This window comes from Fibrobacter sp. UWB4, from assembly GCF_002210345.1.
Lineage (GTDB): Bacteria > Fibrobacterota > Fibrobacteria > Fibrobacterales > Fibrobacteraceae > Fibrobacter.
This window is the reverse complement of record NZ_MWQI01000001.1, coordinates 284,452-304,633: the sequence shown is the minus strand read 5'-3', so window position 1 is coordinate 304,633 and position 20,182 is coordinate 284,452. Positions and strand designations below refer to the sequence as shown.

The window sequence follows — 20,182 nt, the reverse complement described above, 5'->3', positions numbered from 1 at the left end:
GGAAGTTTGTATAATCGCGGCAAAGCCGCCTAACTATTCCTGCCTACTGTCTACTGCCTACTGCTAACTGCTTACGCCATTTTACTTGCATCGGTGCGGACGGATTCGACCTTCCCGGCAAAGAAGCTATAGGCGGCAGGCACAATAAAGAGCGTCATGAACGTCGCAAATGTGAGACCGCCGACAATCGCAACACCCATTGCAATGCGGCTCGGGGTGCCGGTCAAAATGAGCGGTACCGCGCCCAATACCGTCGAAAGGCTCGTCATGAGAATTGGGCGGAAGCGGCGTTCCGCCGCCATCCGAGCCGCCTCAAGCTTGCTGCAGCCCGTATTCTCGGCAATCTGGTTTGCAAATTCCACAATCAAGATACCGTTCTTCGTCACAAGCGCGATCAACAAGATCAAGGCAATTTCGCTAAAGATGTTGAGCGTCTGGCCTGTGACATACAAGCTTACCAATGCACCCGAGAGCGCAAGCGGCACCGTAAAGAAAATCACGAACGGCGCACGGAAGCTTTCGAACTGCCCCGCAAGCACCAGGAATACAAGCGCAAGCGCAAGCAAGAACACCACGTACAATCCCGAAGAGCTTTCTTCGAATTCCTTGGACGAACCGCTCAAGGTCGTACTCACGCTCGGGTAATCCTTCAACAAAGTCTTTGCAATGCGGCGCATTTCTTCGACGCCATCGCCAATCGTCTTGCCCGGCACAAGGCCCGCCTGGATAGTCGCAGCGCTAAAGCGGTTGTAACGCGGGAGCGACGGAGAAGCGGACTGTTCCTTGTACGTAATAAAGTTGTCCAAGCTCACCAACTCGCCCTTGCCGTTCTTGACCGTGAGCATCGAGAGGTTTTCCGGCGTATCACGGTACTGGTAACCGACAGCGCCAATGATATCGTACTGACGGCCGTCCTTATAGTAATCGCCATAAGTCTGGTCGCTAATCGCAAGCTGCACCGCCTGTGCAATATCGTTCACCGACACGCCTTCTTCATTAGCCTTATCGCGTAAAATTTCAATGTGGAGTTCCGGCTTCGTAAAGCGCAAGTTGCTGTTCACCACGCTAAACACAGGGCTCTTGCTAGCCGCTTCTTCGAATTTCGGAACAAGGTCTCGCAGCACTTCGATGTTCGGAGCCTGTAGCACAAACTGCACCGGGAGGCCACCGCGCTGCGTACTGATGCTCTGCGGTTCAAACACCATCACACGCAAATCCGGGTATTCGTTACCGAGCACCTGAATTGCACGGGCAATTTCGCTCTGCGGACGGCGAGCCTTCTTGTCATCATTCAAGAACAAGCGCATTCTCGAGTTGCCCGCATTCCAGGCGCCCGCCTGGAATTCTGAATATTCATTCGTATCGAGAATAGAAATCACCTCATCAGCAAACTCGTCTGCCATGCGTTTGGTTCTTGCAAGGTTCACGCCTTCGGGCATGCTCATGTTCACCATCACGGCGTTCGAGTCTTCAGTCGGCGCCATTTCGCTACTCATGTTGTTAAAGCAGAAGTATGCCCCAAACAAGAGCACCGCCACAATCGGGAACAACAGCAAACGCCACTTGAGGAATCCGCCCAGCAAGCGGGAATACATCCCGTTCAGCCAATCAAAGAACGGTTCCGTGAGCTTAAAGAAACGGCCTTTCTTCTGGTGCTTCAGGAATTTGGAACAAAGCATCGGCGAAAGTGTCAAAGCGCAAAGCGTCGAAAGAAACACCGTTCCAATCATCACAGCCACAAATTCGCGGAACAAAAGCCCCGTCGTGCCTCCCAGAGCAAGCACCGGAATGAACACCGCCATCAAAACGACTGACGTTGCAATCACCGCAAAAAAGATTTCGTTTGTCCCTGCAATCGCCGCCTGTTTCGGCGTCATGCCGCTTTCAATCTTGTGGTAAATGTTTTCCACAATCACAATCGCATCATCCACAACAAGGCCAATTGCAAGGACCATCGCCAAAAGCGTAAGCACGTTGATACTGAACCCGCAGAGGTAAAGCACAAAGAAGCTACCGATCACGGATACAGGCACCACGACCATCGGGATAAACGTCGTACGGCCTTCGCGGAGGAAAGCAAAGATAATCGCAATCACGAGGATAAACGCAATAAAGATAGTCTCCACCACTTCCTTGATGGAAGCACGGATGTTAATCGAAGTATCGCGACCGTAAAGCAGTTCTACGCCTTCCGGGATTTCACGGCGGATATCTTCGACGCGCTTGTAGAATTCGTTTGCAATTTCGACGTGGTTACTGCCCGGCTGCGCCATGAGCGCAAGCGTAATGGAATTCTTGCCGTTACGTCTAAAACCTGTACGCGTATCCTTCGGTTCGTAATGGATATCCGCGACATCTGAAATGCGGATTACAGTTCCATCCTCAGCCGTTCTCACCGCAATGTTGCCAAACGATTTCGGATCGAGAACTCGGCCAAGCGTACGGATCGAAAGCGTCGTTTCAGAACCTTCAATAGAACCGGACGGAAGTTCCAGGTTGCCCTGCTTCAAAGCGGCCGCCATCTGCGCTCCCGAGACGCCAAGCGCCTGCATACGCACCGGGTCAATCCACAAACGCACCACCGGGCGTTTTTCACCCCAGATTGCCACTTCCGAAACGCCGTTAATCGTCTGCAAGCGTTCCTTCACATGGTTGTTCGCAATTTCCGAAACTTCCATCGGATCAAGCCTATCGCTCACAAGGCTCACCATCAAAATCGGGTCGTTGTCGCTATCGGACTTGTAGACCGTCGGTTCATCGACATCGTCCGGCAAGCGGCGACGCACACGGCTCACGCGGTCACGAATTTCGTTTGCAGCCGCTTCCAGGTCCATGCCCGTTTCAAATTCAATGCTGATGTAAGAGAAACCATCGCGGCTTGTAGACGTCAAAGCCTTGATACCAGACGCACTGTTGATGGAGGCTTCCAAGATTTCAGTAACTTCCGCTTCGACCACGGCAGCGTTTGCGCCCGGGTAAGAAGTACGCACCTGAATCAACGGATAGTCGACGTTCGGGTATTCACGAATGCCGAGAGAGCTGAGCCCAAAAAATCCGAGCAACAGGATGACAAGCGCCATCACTGTCATGAGGACTGGGCGACGGACGGAGAGCTGGCTTACGCTCATTACTCTACCTCATAATTGATCGAATGGCGGAGTCCCTTAATCTTGACATCGGCACCTGGACGGAGGCTCACAATACCCGAAACAATCACCGTATCACCAACATCAAGGCCCGAAAGCACCTGCACAGACATCGGTGTGCGGAGTCCCGTCGTGATATGCTTGATCTTAGCCTTGCCGCCCTGGCTCACAAAAACGTAAGCGCCTTCCCTGTCGAGAATCATCGCTTCGGACGGAATCGTAAAACTCTGCACGTTGCTAGCTTCCATGGCAACATTTACGCTCACAAAGCTACCCGCAATGAGTTCGCCCTTTGCATTATCGACATCGACCATCACGCGGCGAGTGCGGCTGCTTTCAGAAATCACAGCATCAAGCGCAGAGACAACGCCGAGCTTTTCAACGTTGCGTTCAGAATCCTTGAGAGAAATTTTGTCGCCCACCTTGATGACAGACGCATAGCGCTGCGGGAGCGAGAACTTTGCCTTGAGGCGGTCCACTTCGCTGAGTTCTGCAATCGGCGTGCCGGAATTGAGCCAGGCGCCTACGGACACATCGACAAAACCGAGTTTACCGCTAAACGGCGCACGGACTTCGGTCTTTGCAAGTTGAGCCTGGATGAGTTCTACGCTTGCCTGAGCGGACTTGAGAGAAGCTTCTGCCGATTCCAAATCCTGCTTGGTCGCGCCATTCTTTTCAAAGAGGCTGCGAACGCGTTGTTCCTTCTGCTCGGCAAGCATCTTGTTCGACTGCGCCTGCTTGAGCTGCGCTCGGAGTTCAGAATCGTCAATTTTTGCAAGGAGCGCCCCCTTCTTGACAATCGCACCGTCTTTTGCCTTGAGGCTTACCAGACGGCCAGAAGTCGCCGCCGAAAGCGAGACGCTGTTCTTCGGCATGAGAGTTGCCATCGTCTGGAAATTCTTGCCCTGCAGCCCAAGCTCTGCCACATAACCTTCGACATTCAGCACTCTCTGAGCGCCACCCTTTTTGCCGCCATTGCCTTTACCACCAGGAGCGCCCTTGGCGGAATCGCCTTTACTACCACAAGCAACAAGAAGGAGAGAAGAGAGAGCTATTAGAAGAAGGTGTTTCATAATCAGTTAGAAGTAGGAAGTAGACAGTAAGAAGTGGTTTGATTTTATTCTGTCATTCTGACACCGAAGGTGGAAGAATCCAGGGCTTTTCAATTTCGCAGATTTAGATGCTTGAGTTACTTAAAGAGTTGCATAAAAGGAGATTCCCGCACTGAGGCGGGAATGACAATCTTAAAACTTCACGTTCATCAAGAGCGCGCCGCCGTCTTGGTAAAATTCCGGTTCAAACTGCACCCTGCTAGAGAACGACTTGGCCGAGGTTGCACGGTAAATGCGTATTGCATCGAGCATGGAAACCACACGGTTCAAAATCAGCGCCCCCACAGAAGCCTGGAACACAATACGGCTCACGCGATAATGACGCATGCGACTTTTAAATTCATCAATATTCCTGGACGATTCTGGATTGTCAGAACTGCCCCAGTCCCATTGGACATCATTCGAGAATTCTTCATCGACTTTTTTACCCGAACGGATCATCGCCTGATTATAATCTTCATTCATATCTGGCGAGGAATTCTGACCAAACACGCCGGAACGGCTGCGGTAAGAACCCACTGTATTCAACAAGGCTACACTTTTGTTGCCATTGAATCCTGCATGGCGGACGGCATAATTATGAGCAGACGACAAATAGCGGTCGCCCACCACATAAGAGCCAATAGTTGCAACCCATAGAGCAAGGTCGGTCCACAAAAACGGACGAACCATTTTCTGTTCACCCAGATAAGACTCGCCCATGCCAGGCAAAAGCGCCGAAGCGCCTATAGCAAGAAACACGTTCTTATCGCGGTTCCTATAGACATCTGCATCGACACTCACTACAATCTGCGAGAAAGCGGCAACTGACGCAAGCAGTATGGCAAGAATGATGCGCATTAGAATCCCCAATTTGCACGAACTTCCCAACTGAAGGAATCCGCAAACGAAAAACCACTATCGAAACGCAGACGATCGTACCAAGAAACCTTTTCTTCGTAAAGGACCTTATTATGCGCATTAGCTGTAAAGGCAGCATCCACTGCAGAAGCGATATGGTTCAAAATCAAACCGCCTATGAACCACGCCTGCATGTCGGCATAATCGTTCGCCTTGTTACGCATAGAACGGTACTTTTTCAAGTTGTCCGATTCACCGAGCGGAACCGTTTCGGAATTTGGATCTTCGAGATTAAGATTGATGGCCAAAGTACCGCCATTTTTAACATCATCCCAGCCACGGACATACGCACCTTCAGAAATCAACTGGAACACTTCAGATTCCTTGTCGAAATTTCCCTTGAAATTCTTCATTTCCGTGCCCAAGTTGGCTTTTTTCTTATCGGAGCTTGCATCTGGGTTGGGGAAATTGCTCAAGTGCTTGGAATCGTTATCAAAAAGGACATTTTCATGATAGCAGCCACCGTAGCTTGCATTACCGTACAAGGCTTCACAGAACGACTTACGCGTTCCCATGTAGCGGTTATTGAATTCCTGGCGATACACATCACCACCCTCTGCACTATAGAGATTGCGCATTACGGCTTCGTAACGACCAATGGAATAATGTTCCTTTGCAAACTTCTTGTACTTATCAACTTGCTGATTGTACTTATGGACGGAGAAGTATCCCCAGCCGGTCCACAAGAACGCTTCCAAGGCCATGTAAACGCCACCACGAACATAAGTCGCCGTAGAACCGCCAACATACATCTGTCCAACGCCAGGGACCAAGAGCGAAAGGAACAAAGCCTTACGCGGGTTCTTGTAACGCCCCTTCATTTCATCAATCCCATGAACCTTGGAAATCTTTACCGGTCCCAAAAGATCGCGACGGCTCATGCTGTTTGAAGAAGCGGCAACGGAACTGCTGCTCACATTCGTAAGACCAGCGGACAAAGCCTGAGCGATAGAATCAGCGCGCCTTGAAGAATCGGCCATTGCACGGACCTTTTCGGCTTCGGCAATAGCAGCTTCTCGCATCAAGGAATCACGAGCCGCAGAATCCAGTACCGAGGTGTCCGTTACAGCAACAACTGGCGCAACATCGGCAGATGAGCTAGACTCAACCACAGCCACCGACGAACTCGAAACGCTAACCTCTACGGCGGACGAGTTCATGACGACTTCCGAAGAACTGGACGGAACAGCGGAAGAACTCGAAACAGCCTTGCTACTAGAAGACTTCGCTTTAGACTTTTTGGAAGCGGAGCTTGCCGGTGCCTTTGCCGCAGAGCTAGACGGGGCAACCGCCGGAGTCGAAGGCTTTTCTGTAGCCACAGGAGCAACAGAAGCAGAACTCGCCGGAACAGAAGCCGGGGCCTTAGCCTCTTCTTCAAATTCAGCGAAAAGATCTCGCACCTGAGCAAAAGAAACCTGGGCGAGAGACAAACCTAAAAACAAGGGTAAAAGGACATACTTGCGCATATGATTCTAAAATAGCAAAAAATGTTGTCAAAACAAAAAACCTCGGACACAAATCCGAGGCTTTCTTCAATAAATTCTTAAAACAAAGGCTACTTCACGCGAACACGCTGTATCGAAGAACCGATTCGCACCATGTAGACACCAGAATTCTGGACTGTAATTCCGAAATTCGGGGTCTTGACAAAGCCCCTGCTGATAACCTTTCCCTGCATATCGAGCACGGCATAAGCTTTACCCACCGTGGAACCGCTAATCTGAATACGGCGATTCATGGAAGAAACCTCAAAAGCCTTAATTCCCTTAACAGCAGCAATCGAAATCGGCTCGTCCGTAATCACCAGCTTGCCATCATAGGCAACGATGAAGTTGACTCTCTCAAAGTTCGGCGAAATATTGACAAAGTCGGAAGCCTGGAGGCCCATAGGATAAGTTCCCATATCCACGCCAGACATATTCAGATCGCCCTTGTAAGCCACAAATTCTTTCTTGTAGGCAATACTATCAGCAAGCCATTCTTCACCAGGAATTTTCATCGGGCTTACATCGAAAGTCTTCAACACCGTAATTTCTTCACCCGTATAAAGGGACTTGATGACATCGCCATAGATGGCAACTGTAATTCTTCCCGTATAGGGTTTAACCGTAAAGTAGCCCTGCTTAACGACCACGGTGTAATTGGGGTTATCATCAACCAATGCCGAAATTCTATACAAATCACCAGCAGGGCGCACGGTATCGCCCAGTTCACGAGCTACATAAATTCCGGTAAGCCTGTCGCCTTCAAGAAGACCCGTAATCTCATAAGCAAACGTGTCCGGATCAGCTTCGCTATAGATCTTACAGGTATCAGCAATAGCCAGGACCACCTCTTTCCTGAGCACAGTAAGATAGCTCGGTTCATATTTACTTACAACATAATTCTTATTTGACGGATTACGCTGATCGAAATCCAGTAAATACTTGCCTGCAGCAAGGCGACCATTGGCGTCAACACTCAGCGAGCCATTTTCATCCACTTGCATGCCATTATAAAGAGCCACATGAATTCCAGTCAGCTCATCGCCTTCCAGAAGGCTATCCGCAGACCATTTAAATTCAGTCGGGATTTCATCGCCATACGTAATCGTATCAGCCTTTGCCGAGACAATCAGCTTTCTCGGGGTGATCGTCAAGACGCCATCCGTAATATTGAAAGTCACATTAGGATAGTTGAGCGATGTATTCTTGAAATTCTTTGCGGAAAGCCCCATTACATACTTACCAGCGTCGAGTCCAGTCACAACAGAATCACCGGTGTATTCCACATAGTCCAGGGAATAAGCCTCACTGCTGCAAGAAATATCAAAGCCCTTAACAACCTGTTCCTTGCCATTGTATTCCGCAGTAAGGTCGTGACCAACAACCGTAACAACAATCTTGTCATTGTTAGCAACAATGGTCAACTTGCCATCAACCGTGCTCACAACGTAATTCGGATTGGCTTCGTCATCGACCGTTGCAGTAATCGCATAGTCACCAGCGTCTTCACCGGGTTCACGCTGCAAGGCAACGCCCTTCAGCACATCTTTAACACCGTCGAAAGAAGCTAAAGCGTCAACCGTGTATCCCAGTTCTGGGTCCTTTTCGCCAAATTTTTTCACAACATCTGTTACCGTCAAAACAACCGGTCTCGGATTGATGGTCAAAGAACCAGGAACAATAGTCAATGTGTAATTAGTGTTCGAACCTTCTGCAAAAGAAACACTGACCTTGTAAGTACCGACATTTTCACCCTTGGCACGGGTAACCTTCGGCAGTTCCAGTTCTTCGCCTTCACGGGCAAGACCTTCCGTCTCAAACGTAAATGTCGGATCTTTATCGCCATAAAGCTTTTCGAAAGTACCAACATAGACCTTTGCATCCTTCGGAGTAACAGTAAGCGTACCATTCGTTACCTTCACCGTGTAGTTCGGATTGGAGCCGGCCTTTACGTTAGCCGTAATTGTGTATTCGTCCACATTTTCAAGATTCGTCGAAAGGCACTTCGCACACGAGAGAGTGACATCTTTCAGCACATCCTTTCCAATAAGTCCAGAGACCTTGTATGTAAATTCAGGAGTAGTCTCGCCATAGATTTTTGTGAAACTATCAACAGTCAAGGATGCGGCTACAGGAGAAATGGTAAACTTACCAGGAACTGCCGTAACAATGTAATCTTCAGTTTCATCGACTACAGAGACTGAAATATCGTAGGTGCCAGCATTTTCGCCTTCAGCTCGAGAAAGAGTGATCGTTCCCAGCTTTTTGTAATCAGCTTCTTTAATATTACCCGTAATCGTATATTCTAATTTCGGATCAGCAGCGCCATAAGTCTTGCCCGCATTTTTCGCAGTAACTTTAATCTTGGTTTTCGTAATGGTCATGTAACCACTAGTCACCATAATATCGTAGTTAGGGAAGAGCTTTTTTAAATCAACAGACTTGTCGTTAGAAATTTCAAACTTGAAGCCGACCTCTTCGACACCCGAAGCCAAAGTCGTTTTAAACTTCTTGGCCAGTTCAGCCTGAAATTTCTTAGCCGTATCCGCCTGGAGAGTGCTCATGTTCGTTCGTTCTTCGATATACCAGGAGAACTCCGGATTTTCACCACCCAGCTCCTTTTCGCAATCTTCAATCTTTACAAGGATGCCTTTCGACTTAATAGTGAAGTTCTTTGTAATTCGATCCCCATTGGGCAACTTTACCGTAACAGAACCGGCATCTGTGCCAGCATTGATATTTGCTCCATAAGAAACCGATGTCAACTGGTCTGCGGTATATTCATTGTCTCCGCATATGACCTTTGTTACCGAAGGCTGAATCTGATAACCCGTGAATACAGTGGCACCAGACAATGTAACTGAACAATCGTCCTGGGCAACCGCATTTGAAAACGCTGCCGATACGGCAAGAGCGAACATAGCAATCTTTTTAAACATAAACCACTCTCTTTTTAATCAAACCCATTGAAAAATATAATTTTTTACTTACGTTTTCAACAGCAATCACGATAAATCGTTGTAAAATAGGGGCTTCAACGCAAAAAACCGCCCCCAATCGGGAGCGGTCCGTAAGATTTTCAGTGGAACTGAAGAGAATTACTTCTCCGCAACCACCCAAACCTTGACCTGTGCTTCAACATCGCTGAAGACCTTGACAGTCACGGTGTAGACACCGAGCTGCTTGATCGGTTCAGCAAGGTCGATCTGAGCACGAGAAACCTTGACACCAGCCTTGGTGATTGCTTCAGCGATGTCACCTGCGGTCACAGAACCGTAGAGACGTTCGCCTTCAACAACGCGGCGTTCGAGGTTGACAGAAATCTGAGAAAGCTTTGCAGCCACGTCACCTGCGAGAGCGAGTTCCTTCTGGAACTGAGCTTCAACAGCAGCGCGGTTGTTTTCGATTTCGAGCTTGGCTTCCTTAGTTGCGCGAACAGCGAGCTTGCGCGGGAAGAGGTAGTTACGAGCGTAACCATCCTTAACCTTCACGACGTCGAGCATCTTGCCCAAGTGGGGGACGTTAGCCTTAAGAATAATTTCCATAGTCTAGTTCCTCCTATTAACGCATGCTGTCCGAAACGAACGGGAGAATAGCCATCTGACGGGCACGCTTGATAGCTTCGTTCAGCATACGCTGATACTTAGCGGAAGTGCCAGAAATGCGGCGCGGGATGATCTTGCCACGTTCAGAGATAAAGCGACGAAGAGTCTTTTCGTCCTTGTAGTCAATGAACTTGACGTTGTTCTCGGTGAACCAGCAAGTCTTCTTGCGGCGGATGCGAGTAGCCTGCTTCTTATCTTCAAAAGCCATTATTCAGCCTCCCCTTCTTCTGCGTCAACCGGAACAATTTCTTCGGTGGACTGTGTCTGAGTCTGATCGTAGACGATTTCGCTCATCGGATAATCAGCGAGGGTCATCCAACGGAGAACGTTTTCGTTCAGCTTGAGAGCGGCTTCCATAGCAGCGACTGTTGCAGCTTCTGCCTTGTAGTAGAAGATGACATAGTAGCCGTGCTGGCGCTTGTTGATTGTGTATGCGAGCTTGCGCTTGCCCCAGTCGTCACGGCGGAGAATTTCGCCGTTGCCGCTGGTGATGTTGGCGGCGATAGTCTCGACTTCAGCCTTGATAGCGTCGTCAGAGATCATAGCGTCGATGATCACCATCGTTTCGTATTGTCTCATAATGAGTCCCTTTGGTCTATCGCCCGGATACCGACATTGGTTCCGGGAGGGTTCCGATTAAAATCGGTGCGCCTAATATAGAAAAAAGCTTTTTCGATGTCAAACCCCGGGCGGAGGTCGGGAGGGCCTATGTTTTAAATGCCGAACTGGAGGCCGAGGAATCCCGCGACAGCCCATTCCTTTACATCGCGGTTGAAGTATCGCTGGAAGACCATTTCAAAGGAAATCCACGTGGAACGGAGATTCTTTCGTGCCCAAGGCCATACTTCGCGTAAATTGAAAGCAAGGCCAGAACTAAACGTCACCTGCTGCGCCCACGAAAAGTTGAATTCATAACTGGCACTGCCAACAAGACCAATATACCGGCCCAAAGCGGCACCCATGCCCACTTCAACGCCAAGCGTAAACCCGTCAAGCGAAAACATCTTTTCGCAATTGTTTTCTTCATCCAGAAATTCTTGATTTTCCACATCAACAGAGTCTTCGCTTGCAACAGAACTTCTTGCAACCTCGCTCGAATCCGAATCGCTGTTGTTACGCTTTTTAAGGACACCATCTTCCAACTCTTTACGGAATTCTGAAAGGTCCGTCGTTTCTAGCCCTAACAAAACCGAAGCATAAAAGTCAATCCAGGAAAAAGTCTTGTGAAGACGGGCGTTAAAACGATAACGCTGATACATAAGCATGACATCGCTGTCAAGAGTGCCGCCAAAGAAGCGAACGTCGATACCACCAGTTATAAATTTTTTATAGTGATACTCGACCTGACCCTCCCAAACGCCAAGACAGTCACAGTCATCGGACGCCTTGAAAAGCCCTGCACCGATACCAACAGAAAGCCCTTTGCCAAGATACGCCGTCTGGTGCGGCAATGGGATACTACGTTCCTCCGGCTGCTTTTTTTTCTTTTTAATCGATTCCGGCATGATCACATAAACCGTATCGACAACCGTATCCTGAACGGCTTCTCCAGAAACAAGCGAATCAGCCCCGTTATCCGCCCGAAGCAGAACGGTTGAATCCGAAGCCGCAGGAACAAAAGCCATACCGAACTCCGCTGTTTTTGATGAATCCACTTCGGAAGCGGCAGAGTCATTAACAACAACAGAAGATTTCGACTTTTTATCCTTACGCGAAACGGAACCGGAAGCTTTAGCTTCGGCATAGACATTCAAAATCAACAAGAGGACTAAAAAAAGAATTCGCACGACTGTAATTTAATAAATAGTGGTTAGTGGTTGGTGGTTAGTGGTTAGGATTTTTAGGTTCGATCAGTCTTTCGCCTTGGAATCACGGCATTTTTCGCCATCCCAATCGATTGGAGTATTTTCGTCGATGGGTAGGAACGGGTTCGCCATTTGGTCAATGCGTTTTGCATTGGGAACTTCATCCGGTTTTCCAACCATGGCATTACTGAGTTCTAAATAACGCTTGACTCCGCGACGGTAATCAAGCAAAGTCACTTCGAAGATGTAACCATCAAAAACATCGTAAGGAATTTTTTCTTCTTGATACGATTCAACTAGTTTTTTCAGCTCGTGAATTTTTGAGATAGACTTATTTTCTGGAGAACTTTCAAAAGTAAATTCTATAGGTTTCTTTTCGATCACAACATACGGCAATGTGCAAAAGACACAGAACGGACTGGTGGAGCCCTTTAGCTTTCCAAAAGAAGCGGAATCGATTTTCACAAGATATCGCATTGGAGGTTCTTTAGACAAGGACCGCGCAGACTCAGAAGTTTTCCATTCGCATGTTTCGACAGAATCCAGAACGCCGCAAACTTTTTTGGACGTGCAGACTAAAGCGGAATCGGCCTTGACGCGAATTGTCGCCATTCGTTTGTCAAAAATGAATGCGTCCGAGAAGCTGATGTTCAATTCATAATCGAAACGTGCGGCCAATCCGCCAGCTAAGTTATTTATAGAACCGCCCGCGGAATCGAGAGCCAAAGGTTCATCGACGATGGTGCCGAAGGGATGCCAATAATCTTTTGAAAAATAGGAGACAATATTCGGTACCAAAAACACAAGCAGCAAGGCTACCGGGCCAAGCAACCAATGCCAAATCTTTCGAGGGTTAAAGAAATTGCCTATTAAGCAACCAATCCCATAAAAAGCGGTAACATAAATTCCTACAAGCGCCATTTCGTATAAATTTTTACAAATAACCCACTGGAGGGTACGTACAACAATGACAACCAAGGGAATACAGCCAAGAACGAGCCACAACTTTTTCTTCGAAGTATGCTTGTAGAGCGCAAACAAAACCATTCCCAAAATGACAATGGGAATAGACTCGATCAAATTACAATCCATTTCGTTATAAAATTTTAAAAGAAAATCTCGCATAAACAAAGTCTCAATCGCCTGGTTCAATTTCTTTTTTCTGCCCAACCCGTCTGTTCGGGATGTTTCTTTTTGATGGAACTATCCGGTTCGCCCATCGTCATTTGCACAACCAATTCATTCTGCAAATCTGCGCATTTTTTTGAAACATCGCTATATGACATTGAAGCGTAAGAGTCTCGCGAAGGCAAGAAACTTACGAACGTCTTTTCGATCGTCACGGCATCGTGCACGCGGGAATGTTTAGCGTTTGGGAAATACAAATGACGGCGTGTTTTGCGCTTGTAGTCTTTGAGTACGACCGAAGAGCCATAGCCATCGAGGACATCATCCGTAGTATATTCCTGAGTGTACTTTTCAATGGATTTCTTTAACTTTCGAACTGAGGCAGATTTTTCGGCATCCAATAAAATCCAATTGCCCACGGCATCACCACCGTGTCGAACCGTCAACAGATTTTTAGTGGTATCGTACTGAACGTCAGCACACTCGCTGTAACCGAATTGAAAAAAGACCAAATCATTCCGTTCGAGAATGGTTACGCTTCGTGAATCGTTTCCCCAAGCATCGGCTATCGAAAAGTACATTTCGTAATCCGCGCCCTGGGAAACGTTTAACCCGGCTTGCTCCAAAGGTTCGTCAGAGATTTCACCATAAGGATGAACCATGACACTCCACCCCAAAGACCATAAAAGTAGCATTGGAATTATAACCACAAGTGGCAGCAACAATTTACAATAAAGTCTTTTCGAATCAAAATTTTTGCCGAACAAGCTACAAGCAAAAAAGAACGCTATATAAAGGAGCATCACTAAAAAAGGCATCGCTATTGAAACAAAATTTTCAACCATGATGTCTTCATCGGCTTTATAAACAAAGATAACATAGCCACATACAAGGGCACACAGGAGAACGCTCCACAAAGAAAGCCAAAGCTTTTTCAAGCGAAATTTTTCATAAAATAAAGCAAACAGGAAACCTAATAAATGAGGCAAGAATGACAAAGAAAACACGCACAAAATGCCACAAAAGTCGGGATCGTCATATAGATCAAGCAATGGCCAAAAGAAATTTATCATAAAGTTCAATATACACAAAAGCCCTCGGCGGGAAAGCCGAGAGCCTTGTAAAATGATTTTTAGAAGGACTAGTAAGTCCCTAACAGATGGCGAACTTTGTCCATCATGACCTTGGCCTTGGCGCGGGCGCGTTCCTTACCGTAAGCGAGAATCTTTTCAATTTCGTCGGTATGGTCGAGCAAGTAGAAGTACTTTTCGCGAGCGGCACCGAGATGCTCTTCGAGAACATTCTGAAGTTCCTGCTTGGCGTGGCCCCAGCCCATGCCGCCTGCACGGTAGCGGGCTGCGAGAGCTTCGGTCTGTTCCGGCGTTGCAAAGAGCTTGTATAACTTAAACACATTGCAAGTATCCGGATCCTTCGGTTCTTCGATGCCCTGGGAGTTCGTCACAATCTTGCCGAGACGCTTCTTGAGAGCCTTCGGTTCGAGGAAGATGTCGATGTAGTTGTCGTAGGACTTGCTCATCTTGCGTCCGTCAAGACCCGGGATGACACCGGTGGATTCCTGGAAAACCGGTTCCGGGACGGTGAACACGTCTTCGCCAAAATGTTTGTTGAACTTGATGGCGATATCGCGAGCAAATTCGACGTGCTGTTTCTGGTCCTTGCCCACCGGCACGATGTCGGCGCTGAACATGAGGATGTCGGCGTCCATGAGGCACGGGTAGCAGTAAAGGCCCATGTTCACGTTAGAGTCCACATCAACACCAGCGGCGGTGTTGGCTTCGACCTTAGCCTTGTAGGCGTGGGCACGGTTCATGAAGCCCTTCGGCGTGAAGCAGCTGAGAGCCCAGCTAAGTTCAAAGATTTCAGGAATATCGCTCTGCTTGTAGAACAGGGATTCTTCCGGATTGAGACCGAGAGCAAGCCAAGTCGCTGCGACCTTGTAGATGTTCGCACGCATTTCGGCGCCGTTCTGCACAGTCGTCAAAGCGTGATAGTCCGCAATGAAATAGACCGTGTCGTAAGTCTTCGTAAGTTCAAGAGCCGGGCGGATTGCGCCCACATAGTTGCCGAGATGGGGAGTGCCCGTCGGCTTGATACCGGTAAGTGAAATCTTTCTCATGGCGTGCAATTTAGGAAAATTTCAAGCCCAGCGAGCACCTCAAGCACGATAAAACTGCCGGAAAAGAAGCTGTTTTGAAAAAACACCATTTTTTACGTCAGAAAACACAAAAAATTCAAAATCTTACGTAAAATCTTTAGTTTGTCTGTAGCAAAATTCTATTTTTCCGCAAAAAAAACGCCCCCAAACCACCTCAAATAGGTTCTTTTTGGAAGCGGACGAATCAATTCTGCCCATCAAAATCCCCAAAAAGCCTATTTCAGAAGCAAATTTGATTAATTTGTATCAAAATTTACGTCAAAATTGATTCACACAGCTCATTTTTGACGTAAAAATCGACCAAAATCGTGAATCAATACCGCAGCGCTATAAATTAGTTTATTTACACCAAATATTTTTGGGCTAAAATTCGCACGATTTTCGAATTTAAAGGTTTCTCGTGAGTTTCCATAGTAAATATGAGATTGTCGCCCCAAAAATACCCGCTGTTCAGATACATTTCTATTTTCGCAACAGCATTACAGGCATATTCAGCATCATCCATCATTCCAAAATGCTCCCACACGAACTCCTTGCGGGTGTGGACATTCAAACAAGTAAAATCTGGATATACTTCGATGCAGCGAGAGGAATCTACGTTTTTCAACTTATGCGGAAACTCATAGCGATATGGAACCCCCAGACTTGCTAAGACATCAGCAATTATGATTTCCGATTTAGAGCGAACGCACTCCCCTTTTGAAGTCCAAAGTCCTGTATTTTCAACAGATTTTCCTTTATAACGCAAGCTCTGCCATAAATCAACATATTCCGAATCCGGGATATTCAATGGTTCAATTTGCTTTCGCCATCTTTCGCTCATGGACATATACGTTCTTTCGCCATTTTGCGGAACATAACTTTTTATCAGTTTATCCAAAGCTTTCCTTTGGCGCTTAAAATCCTCGAGGAGCAAAGCATTGTACTTTTTTTGCGCAAGAGCTTTAATCAATTTCGATTTTCCGCCAGACAAATAAATACGTTTTTCACCTATAATACGCTGCCATTGCAACTGGAAATGACTACTTGTACCATAAAGGGATCCTTCTGGGGCTTTTTCCAATTGTTTTTGCAGGAACTCGATAACTTGCTGAAGTTCATCGATACGTTTTTGAGCCTGAGACAAGATGCAATCAACAGAGACATCCATTTTCAGATTGTTCATTAAATATCCTCGCCATCCTAATTGGCTATACGAGCTTTCATAAAAGAAACAATTTAAAAAGGATATAAGAAAAGATATAAGAACCTGTTTAATATACAAATTAACAAACAATAAAACTGCTGATTTTGAAAAAACGCCGCTTTTTACGTCAGAAAACACAAAAAATTCAAAATCTTACGTAAAATCTTTAGTTTATTCGTAACAAAATTCTATTTTTCCGCAAAAAACGCCCCCAAGCCACCTCAAATAGGTTCTTTTTGGAAGCGGACGAATCAATTCTGCTCATCAAAACTCAAAAAAATGCCTATTTCAGAAGCAAATTTGATTAATTTGTATCAAAATTTACGTCAAAATCGATTTGCACAACTCATTTTTGACGTAAAAAATGCACTTTTTCAAAAAAATTCATCGTTAACAGGACTTTTTTGTGCGCAAACGCACACTTACACGGGGAAAGTGCCGTGTTGGGGTAAATTCGGGGGAAAAATAGCGCGCTATCGTTTTCTTTTATTACATTTCCTTGTCAAATGATTAAAGACGAGAAATACATATTGGTAGATAGTGAAGAATCGCTCGCAAACTTGCTTGCAGATTTGGAACTCTATGACATGGCCGCAGTCGACACCGAAGCGGATTCCATGTACCATTACACGGCTCGTCTCTGTCTTATCCAGATTACCATTGGCGAACACCATTATATTGTGGACCCGCTTTGTGGGCTGGACCTTGCACCGCTGTTCAAGGCGCGGGCAATGCAGACGCTGATTTTCCATGGTGCAGATTACGACCTCAGACTTTTGTGGCAGACTTACGGCTTTTCGCCGAAGAGCATTTTCGACACGATGCTTGCCGCGAAGCTTCTGGGCGAACAGCACCTCGGGCTTGCCGATTTGGTCAAGGAATATTTTGGCGACGAGCTCAAGAAAGAAAACCAGAGAGCCGACTGGACGATTCGACCACTTTCGCTGGACATGTGCGAATACGCCATCCACGATACGTTCTACCTTCACGAACTTTGTGCCATTTTAGCTGAAAAACTGCAACAGGCCGGTCGCATGAACTGGCTTACGGAGCAGTGCAACACGCTTATCGAACACGCAAGGACCCCGAACGCCCCGAAAAAAGATCCGTGGCGCATTACGGGTTCCAGCATTTATGGCCCCTGCGCATTGAACATTCTCAAGCACTTGTGGGAATGGCGTGAAAAGCAAGCCGAAGAACTCGACCGTCCGCCTTATAAGGTGATGCAGTCCGAGCTGATGCTTGCGATTGTAAACGCCCAGAATTCGCATTTCCCGGAAGTCAGCGAAACGTTCCTGCCAAAGCTCCCCCGCAATTTCAAGGGCGACCGTCTAGATTCGTTCCTGAACATGCTGCGCACAGCTGTGGCCGTCCCGGAATGCGATTGGCCGATGCGCCTCCCGAAGGCTCCACCACCGCCAGTCATCCCACATTCGGACTTGCTCAACGCACTCAAGACGTGGCGTGACGAAAAAGCCGAAGAGCTGAAAATCGATGCAGCGCTCCTTGCGAACAAGTCTCAGCTGATCTGGCTTGCTGCCCCGGGGAACATCCCGTGGGAAAAGCGCTACGAAGAAGCTCACTTGATGCATTGGCAACAAAATATCTGGAACGAAATTTTACGTGACAAGTTGCCGACGGCAAAGCGCATTGGCGACGAAGAATAAAGCCTCAAAACAAAGGTTTTTAAATGGCAGCGTCCATCGTTATTGTAATCTTAGTGTTGCTGATTTTCGGCAGCAGCCCCATCGTCGAGATGATCCTGAAGATGCGTCGCATGAAAAAAGGCGATGACATCATCAAGGAACCGTGGCAAGAAATCCACGACATTCCGGGCTACCACGATGCAAGAAACATCGCGGCTTTTTACCCGCTCAAGGGCGAGCCGAATATCATGCCGATTCTTGAGAAACTCGCCACCGAAGGACGCCTTTTGCTCCCGAAGTGCGAAGGAGACGGCATCATGCACTTTTACAAGATTGCAAACCTCAAGAAGGACTTGGTCAAGGGGCACTATGGAATCATGGAGCCCCGCGAAGGCATCGAGAAGTTTGAAGGCGACATTCCTGTGTTCCTGGTCCCAGGCGTAAAGTTCAACTGGGACGGGAGCAGACAAGGTCACGGCAAGGGATATTACGATAGGTTCCTTGCAAAATACCCGAACGCATTTAAGGCAGGGATTATGACTCCGGCGCAACTTTCCAAGGAACCGCTAGTGCAGAAAGAAACCGATGTGAAGATGCACACGGTGATCGCCTGCCGAGAAAAGTACTAGCGTGGAATTCTAAATTTTTAGATTAAGTTCAAAGTTCCGAGTTACTAGTTACTAGAGATTTTTAAATCAAGACTCTCTAATGACCTAAGACTATTGACTAATGACAAACAACTAAAATCCTTTTCATGGAGAATCCAGAAAATGAGTTTCAATAATGACGACAGCCGTCGCGGTTTTGGTAACGATCGCAAGCGCCACTTTGGGCGCACAGCACGCCCCACGTTCGATGAGGCGAAGTTCAACCGCGAACATCCGGACGACGAACCGGCACAACGTAACGAACGCGACAATCGCAGCTTTGGTGAACGCGCTCCAGAACGCCGCGAATTTTCACAGGAACGCCGTGGTGGCATCGGTAGCCAGGCACACCTCCGTCGCGACCGCGACGATTTTGCAAACCGTCCAAGCCGTTTCAACAGCGACCGCCCGAAGCGCTTTGAAGGCGAGCGCAATTTTGGCGAACGCCGCGAATTTTCACAGGAACGCCGCGATTTTGACAAAAGCCGTGCCAATCAGGAAAACTTCGTACCGGCAGTCGGTGATGCCGACGCAGCCCCGCAAGTCGCCGTCGGTGGCATCAAGGAAGTCGAAGAGCTTTTGAACAAAAGCCCGCTCCAGGTCCACCGTGTGCTCTTCATGCACAAGTCCGGCAACCCGAAGCTCTATGAACTCCAGAAGCTCGCCAAGCGCGCCCATGTACACGTGCAGCAGGTCGATTCCAAGATTCTCGACAGCTACGCCCGCCCGAACCACGGCGTCGTAGCCCTCATGAACGAGAAGGAACTCCTCAACTGGATGGACATCCGCGAAGAATTCTTCAACGCTCGCGATACGGGCGAAAAGAAGCTTATCGCCGTAGCGACAAACATCGAAGACCCGCGTAACCTGGGTGCATGCATCCGTAGTTCGCTTGCCTTGGGCGTTGACATTCTGCTCCTCCCTGCGAAGGGCATGTGCGGCATTACCCCGAGCGTCGCCCGCACTTCTGCAGGCGCCCTCGAAAAGCTCCGCATCTGCCGCCCGGACAACCTTGAAGGCGCCATTGGCGAACTCAAGATGGCCGGCTACCAGATTCTCGGACTCGACGCCGACACTGAAACGAACCTCGCCGGCTTTGAATTTGCAGACCACGTAGTTCTCGCCGTCGGCGGTGAAGACGTGGGCCTTCCCCCGTTCATCAAGAAGCAGTGCGACGCCATACTCCGCATCCCGATGAAGCCCGAAGCCCATTCCTATAACGCTTCTGTCGCCCTCTCGCTCGGCCTGTACGAATATGCACGCCTGCGCATAAAGGCTTAAAAGCCCCAAATTGCGTCAAATAAGCCGTTGTTAAGTTGTAAACGCAAACAACGTGTAAACAGAAAT

16 protein-coding genes are annotated in these 20,182 nt (G+C 47.9%); 3 read left to right on the top strand and 13 right to left on the bottom strand.

Features of this window, described 5'->3' with window-relative positions:
* Nucleotides 1-71: 71 nt before the first annotated feature.
* The 13 genes from B7990_RS01295 to B7990_RS01235 all read right to left on the bottom strand — a co-directional run bounded on the left by B7990_RS01295 (nucleotide 72) and on the right by B7990_RS01235 (nucleotide 16,521).
* Nucleotides 72-3,128 (bottom strand): efflux RND transporter permease subunit, encoded by a 3,057-nt coding sequence (locus tag B7990_RS01295; protein WP_088639261.1) that lies wholly within the window; start codon nucleotides 3,126-3,128, stop codon nucleotides 72-74.
* Complete coding sequence (locus tag B7990_RS01290) at nucleotides 3,128-4,219, bottom strand: efflux RND transporter periplasmic adaptor subunit (RefSeq protein WP_088639260.1); 1,092 nt, start codon at nucleotides 4,217-4,219, stop codon at nucleotides 3,128-3,130. The genes B7990_RS01295 and B7990_RS01290 overlap by 1 nt, the downstream gene beginning before the upstream one ends.
* A 171-nt stretch (nucleotides 4,220-4,390) precedes the next feature.
* Complete coding sequence (locus B7990_RS01285) at nucleotides 4,391-5,098, bottom strand: hypothetical protein (RefSeq protein ID WP_088639259.1); 708 nt, start codon at nucleotides 5,096-5,098, stop codon at nucleotides 4,391-4,393.
* A complete protein-coding gene (locus tag B7990_RS01280) occupies nucleotides 5,098-6,624 on the bottom strand; it encodes a hypothetical protein (protein WP_088639258.1) in 1,527 nt (508 codons plus the stop codon). The genes B7990_RS01285 and B7990_RS01280 overlap by 1 nt, the downstream gene beginning before the upstream one ends.
* Before the next feature lie 89 nt (nucleotides 6,625-6,713).
* Nucleotides 6,714-9,581, bottom strand: a complete 2,868-nt coding sequence (locus B7990_RS01275) for an MBG domain-containing protein (protein ID WP_088639257.1) — start codon at nucleotides 9,579-9,581, stop codon at nucleotides 6,714-6,716.
* 159 nt (nucleotides 9,582-9,740) lie between these two features.
* The gene (gene rplI / locus B7990_RS01270; protein ID WP_088639256.1) at nucleotides 9,741-10,187 is read right to left on the bottom strand and encodes a 50S ribosomal protein L9; all 447 of its coding nucleotides are present in this window, start codon (nucleotides 10,185-10,187) and stop codon (nucleotides 9,741-9,743) included.
* Nucleotides 10,188-10,203: 16 nt separating this feature from the next.
* Nucleotides 10,204-10,455: a 30S ribosomal protein S18 gene (gene rpsR, locus B7990_RS01265; RefSeq protein WP_012820327.1), complete on the bottom strand. Its 252-nt coding sequence runs from the start codon at nucleotides 10,453-10,455 to the stop codon at nucleotides 10,204-10,206.
* The gene (rpsF, locus tag B7990_RS01260; protein WP_088639255.1) at nucleotides 10,455-10,826 is read right to left on the bottom strand and encodes a 30S ribosomal protein S6; all 372 of its coding nucleotides are present in this window, start codon (nucleotides 10,824-10,826) and stop codon (nucleotides 10,455-10,457) included. Before rpsF ends, rpsR begins: the two co-directional genes overlap by 1 nt.
* 134 nt (nucleotides 10,827-10,960) lie before the next feature.
* Nucleotides 10,961-12,010: a hypothetical protein gene (locus B7990_RS01255; RefSeq protein ID WP_254917264.1), complete on the bottom strand. Its 1,050-nt coding sequence runs from the start codon at nucleotides 12,008-12,010 to the stop codon at nucleotides 10,961-10,963.
* 87 nt (nucleotides 12,011-12,097) lie between these two features.
* Nucleotides 12,098-13,144: a hypothetical protein gene (locus tag B7990_RS01250; protein WP_141099198.1), complete on the bottom strand. Its 1,047-nt coding sequence runs from the start codon at nucleotides 13,142-13,144 to the stop codon at nucleotides 12,098-12,100.
* A 56-nt stretch (nucleotides 13,145-13,200) separates the two neighbouring features.
* On the bottom strand, nucleotides 13,201-14,253 hold the full coding sequence (locus tag B7990_RS14805; protein WP_141099197.1) for a hypothetical protein: 1,053 nt from the start codon (nucleotides 14,251-14,253) through the stop codon (nucleotides 13,201-13,203).
* Nucleotides 14,254-14,321: 68 nt separating this feature from the next.
* A complete protein-coding gene (locus tag B7990_RS01240; RefSeq protein ID WP_073423212.1) occupies nucleotides 14,322-15,317 on the bottom strand; it encodes a tryptophan--tRNA ligase in 996 nt (331 codons plus the stop codon).
* Between the two features lie 382 nt (nucleotides 15,318-15,699).
* A complete protein-coding gene (locus B7990_RS01235) occupies nucleotides 15,700-16,521 on the bottom strand; it encodes a hypothetical protein (RefSeq protein WP_088639251.1) in 822 nt (273 codons plus the stop codon).
* Between the two features lie 551 nt (nucleotides 16,522-17,072).
* Between B7990_RS01235 and B7990_RS01230 the strand changes: the two genes are divergently transcribed.
* The 3 genes from B7990_RS01230 to B7990_RS01220 all read left to right on the top strand — a co-directional run bounded on the left by B7990_RS01230 (nucleotide 17,073) and on the right by B7990_RS01220 (nucleotide 20,116).
* On the top strand, nucleotides 17,073-18,209 hold the full coding sequence (locus B7990_RS01230) for a ribonuclease D (protein WP_254917263.1): 1,137 nt from the start codon (nucleotides 17,073-17,075) through the stop codon (nucleotides 18,207-18,209).
* A 23-nt stretch (nucleotides 18,210-18,232) separates the two neighbouring features.
* The gene (locus B7990_RS01225) at nucleotides 18,233-18,817 is read left to right on the top strand and encodes a 5-formyltetrahydrofolate cyclo-ligase (RefSeq protein WP_088639249.1); all 585 of its coding nucleotides are present in this window, start codon (nucleotides 18,233-18,235) and stop codon (nucleotides 18,815-18,817) included.
* A 141-nt stretch (nucleotides 18,818-18,958) separates the two neighbouring features.
* Nucleotides 18,959-20,116 carry an RNA methyltransferase gene (locus B7990_RS01220; protein WP_088639248.1) on the top strand — a complete coding sequence of 386 codons (1,158 nt, stop codon included), beginning with the start codon at nucleotides 18,959-18,961 and terminating at the stop codon, nucleotides 20,114-20,116.
* Nucleotides 20,117-20,182: the final 66 nt, after the last annotated feature.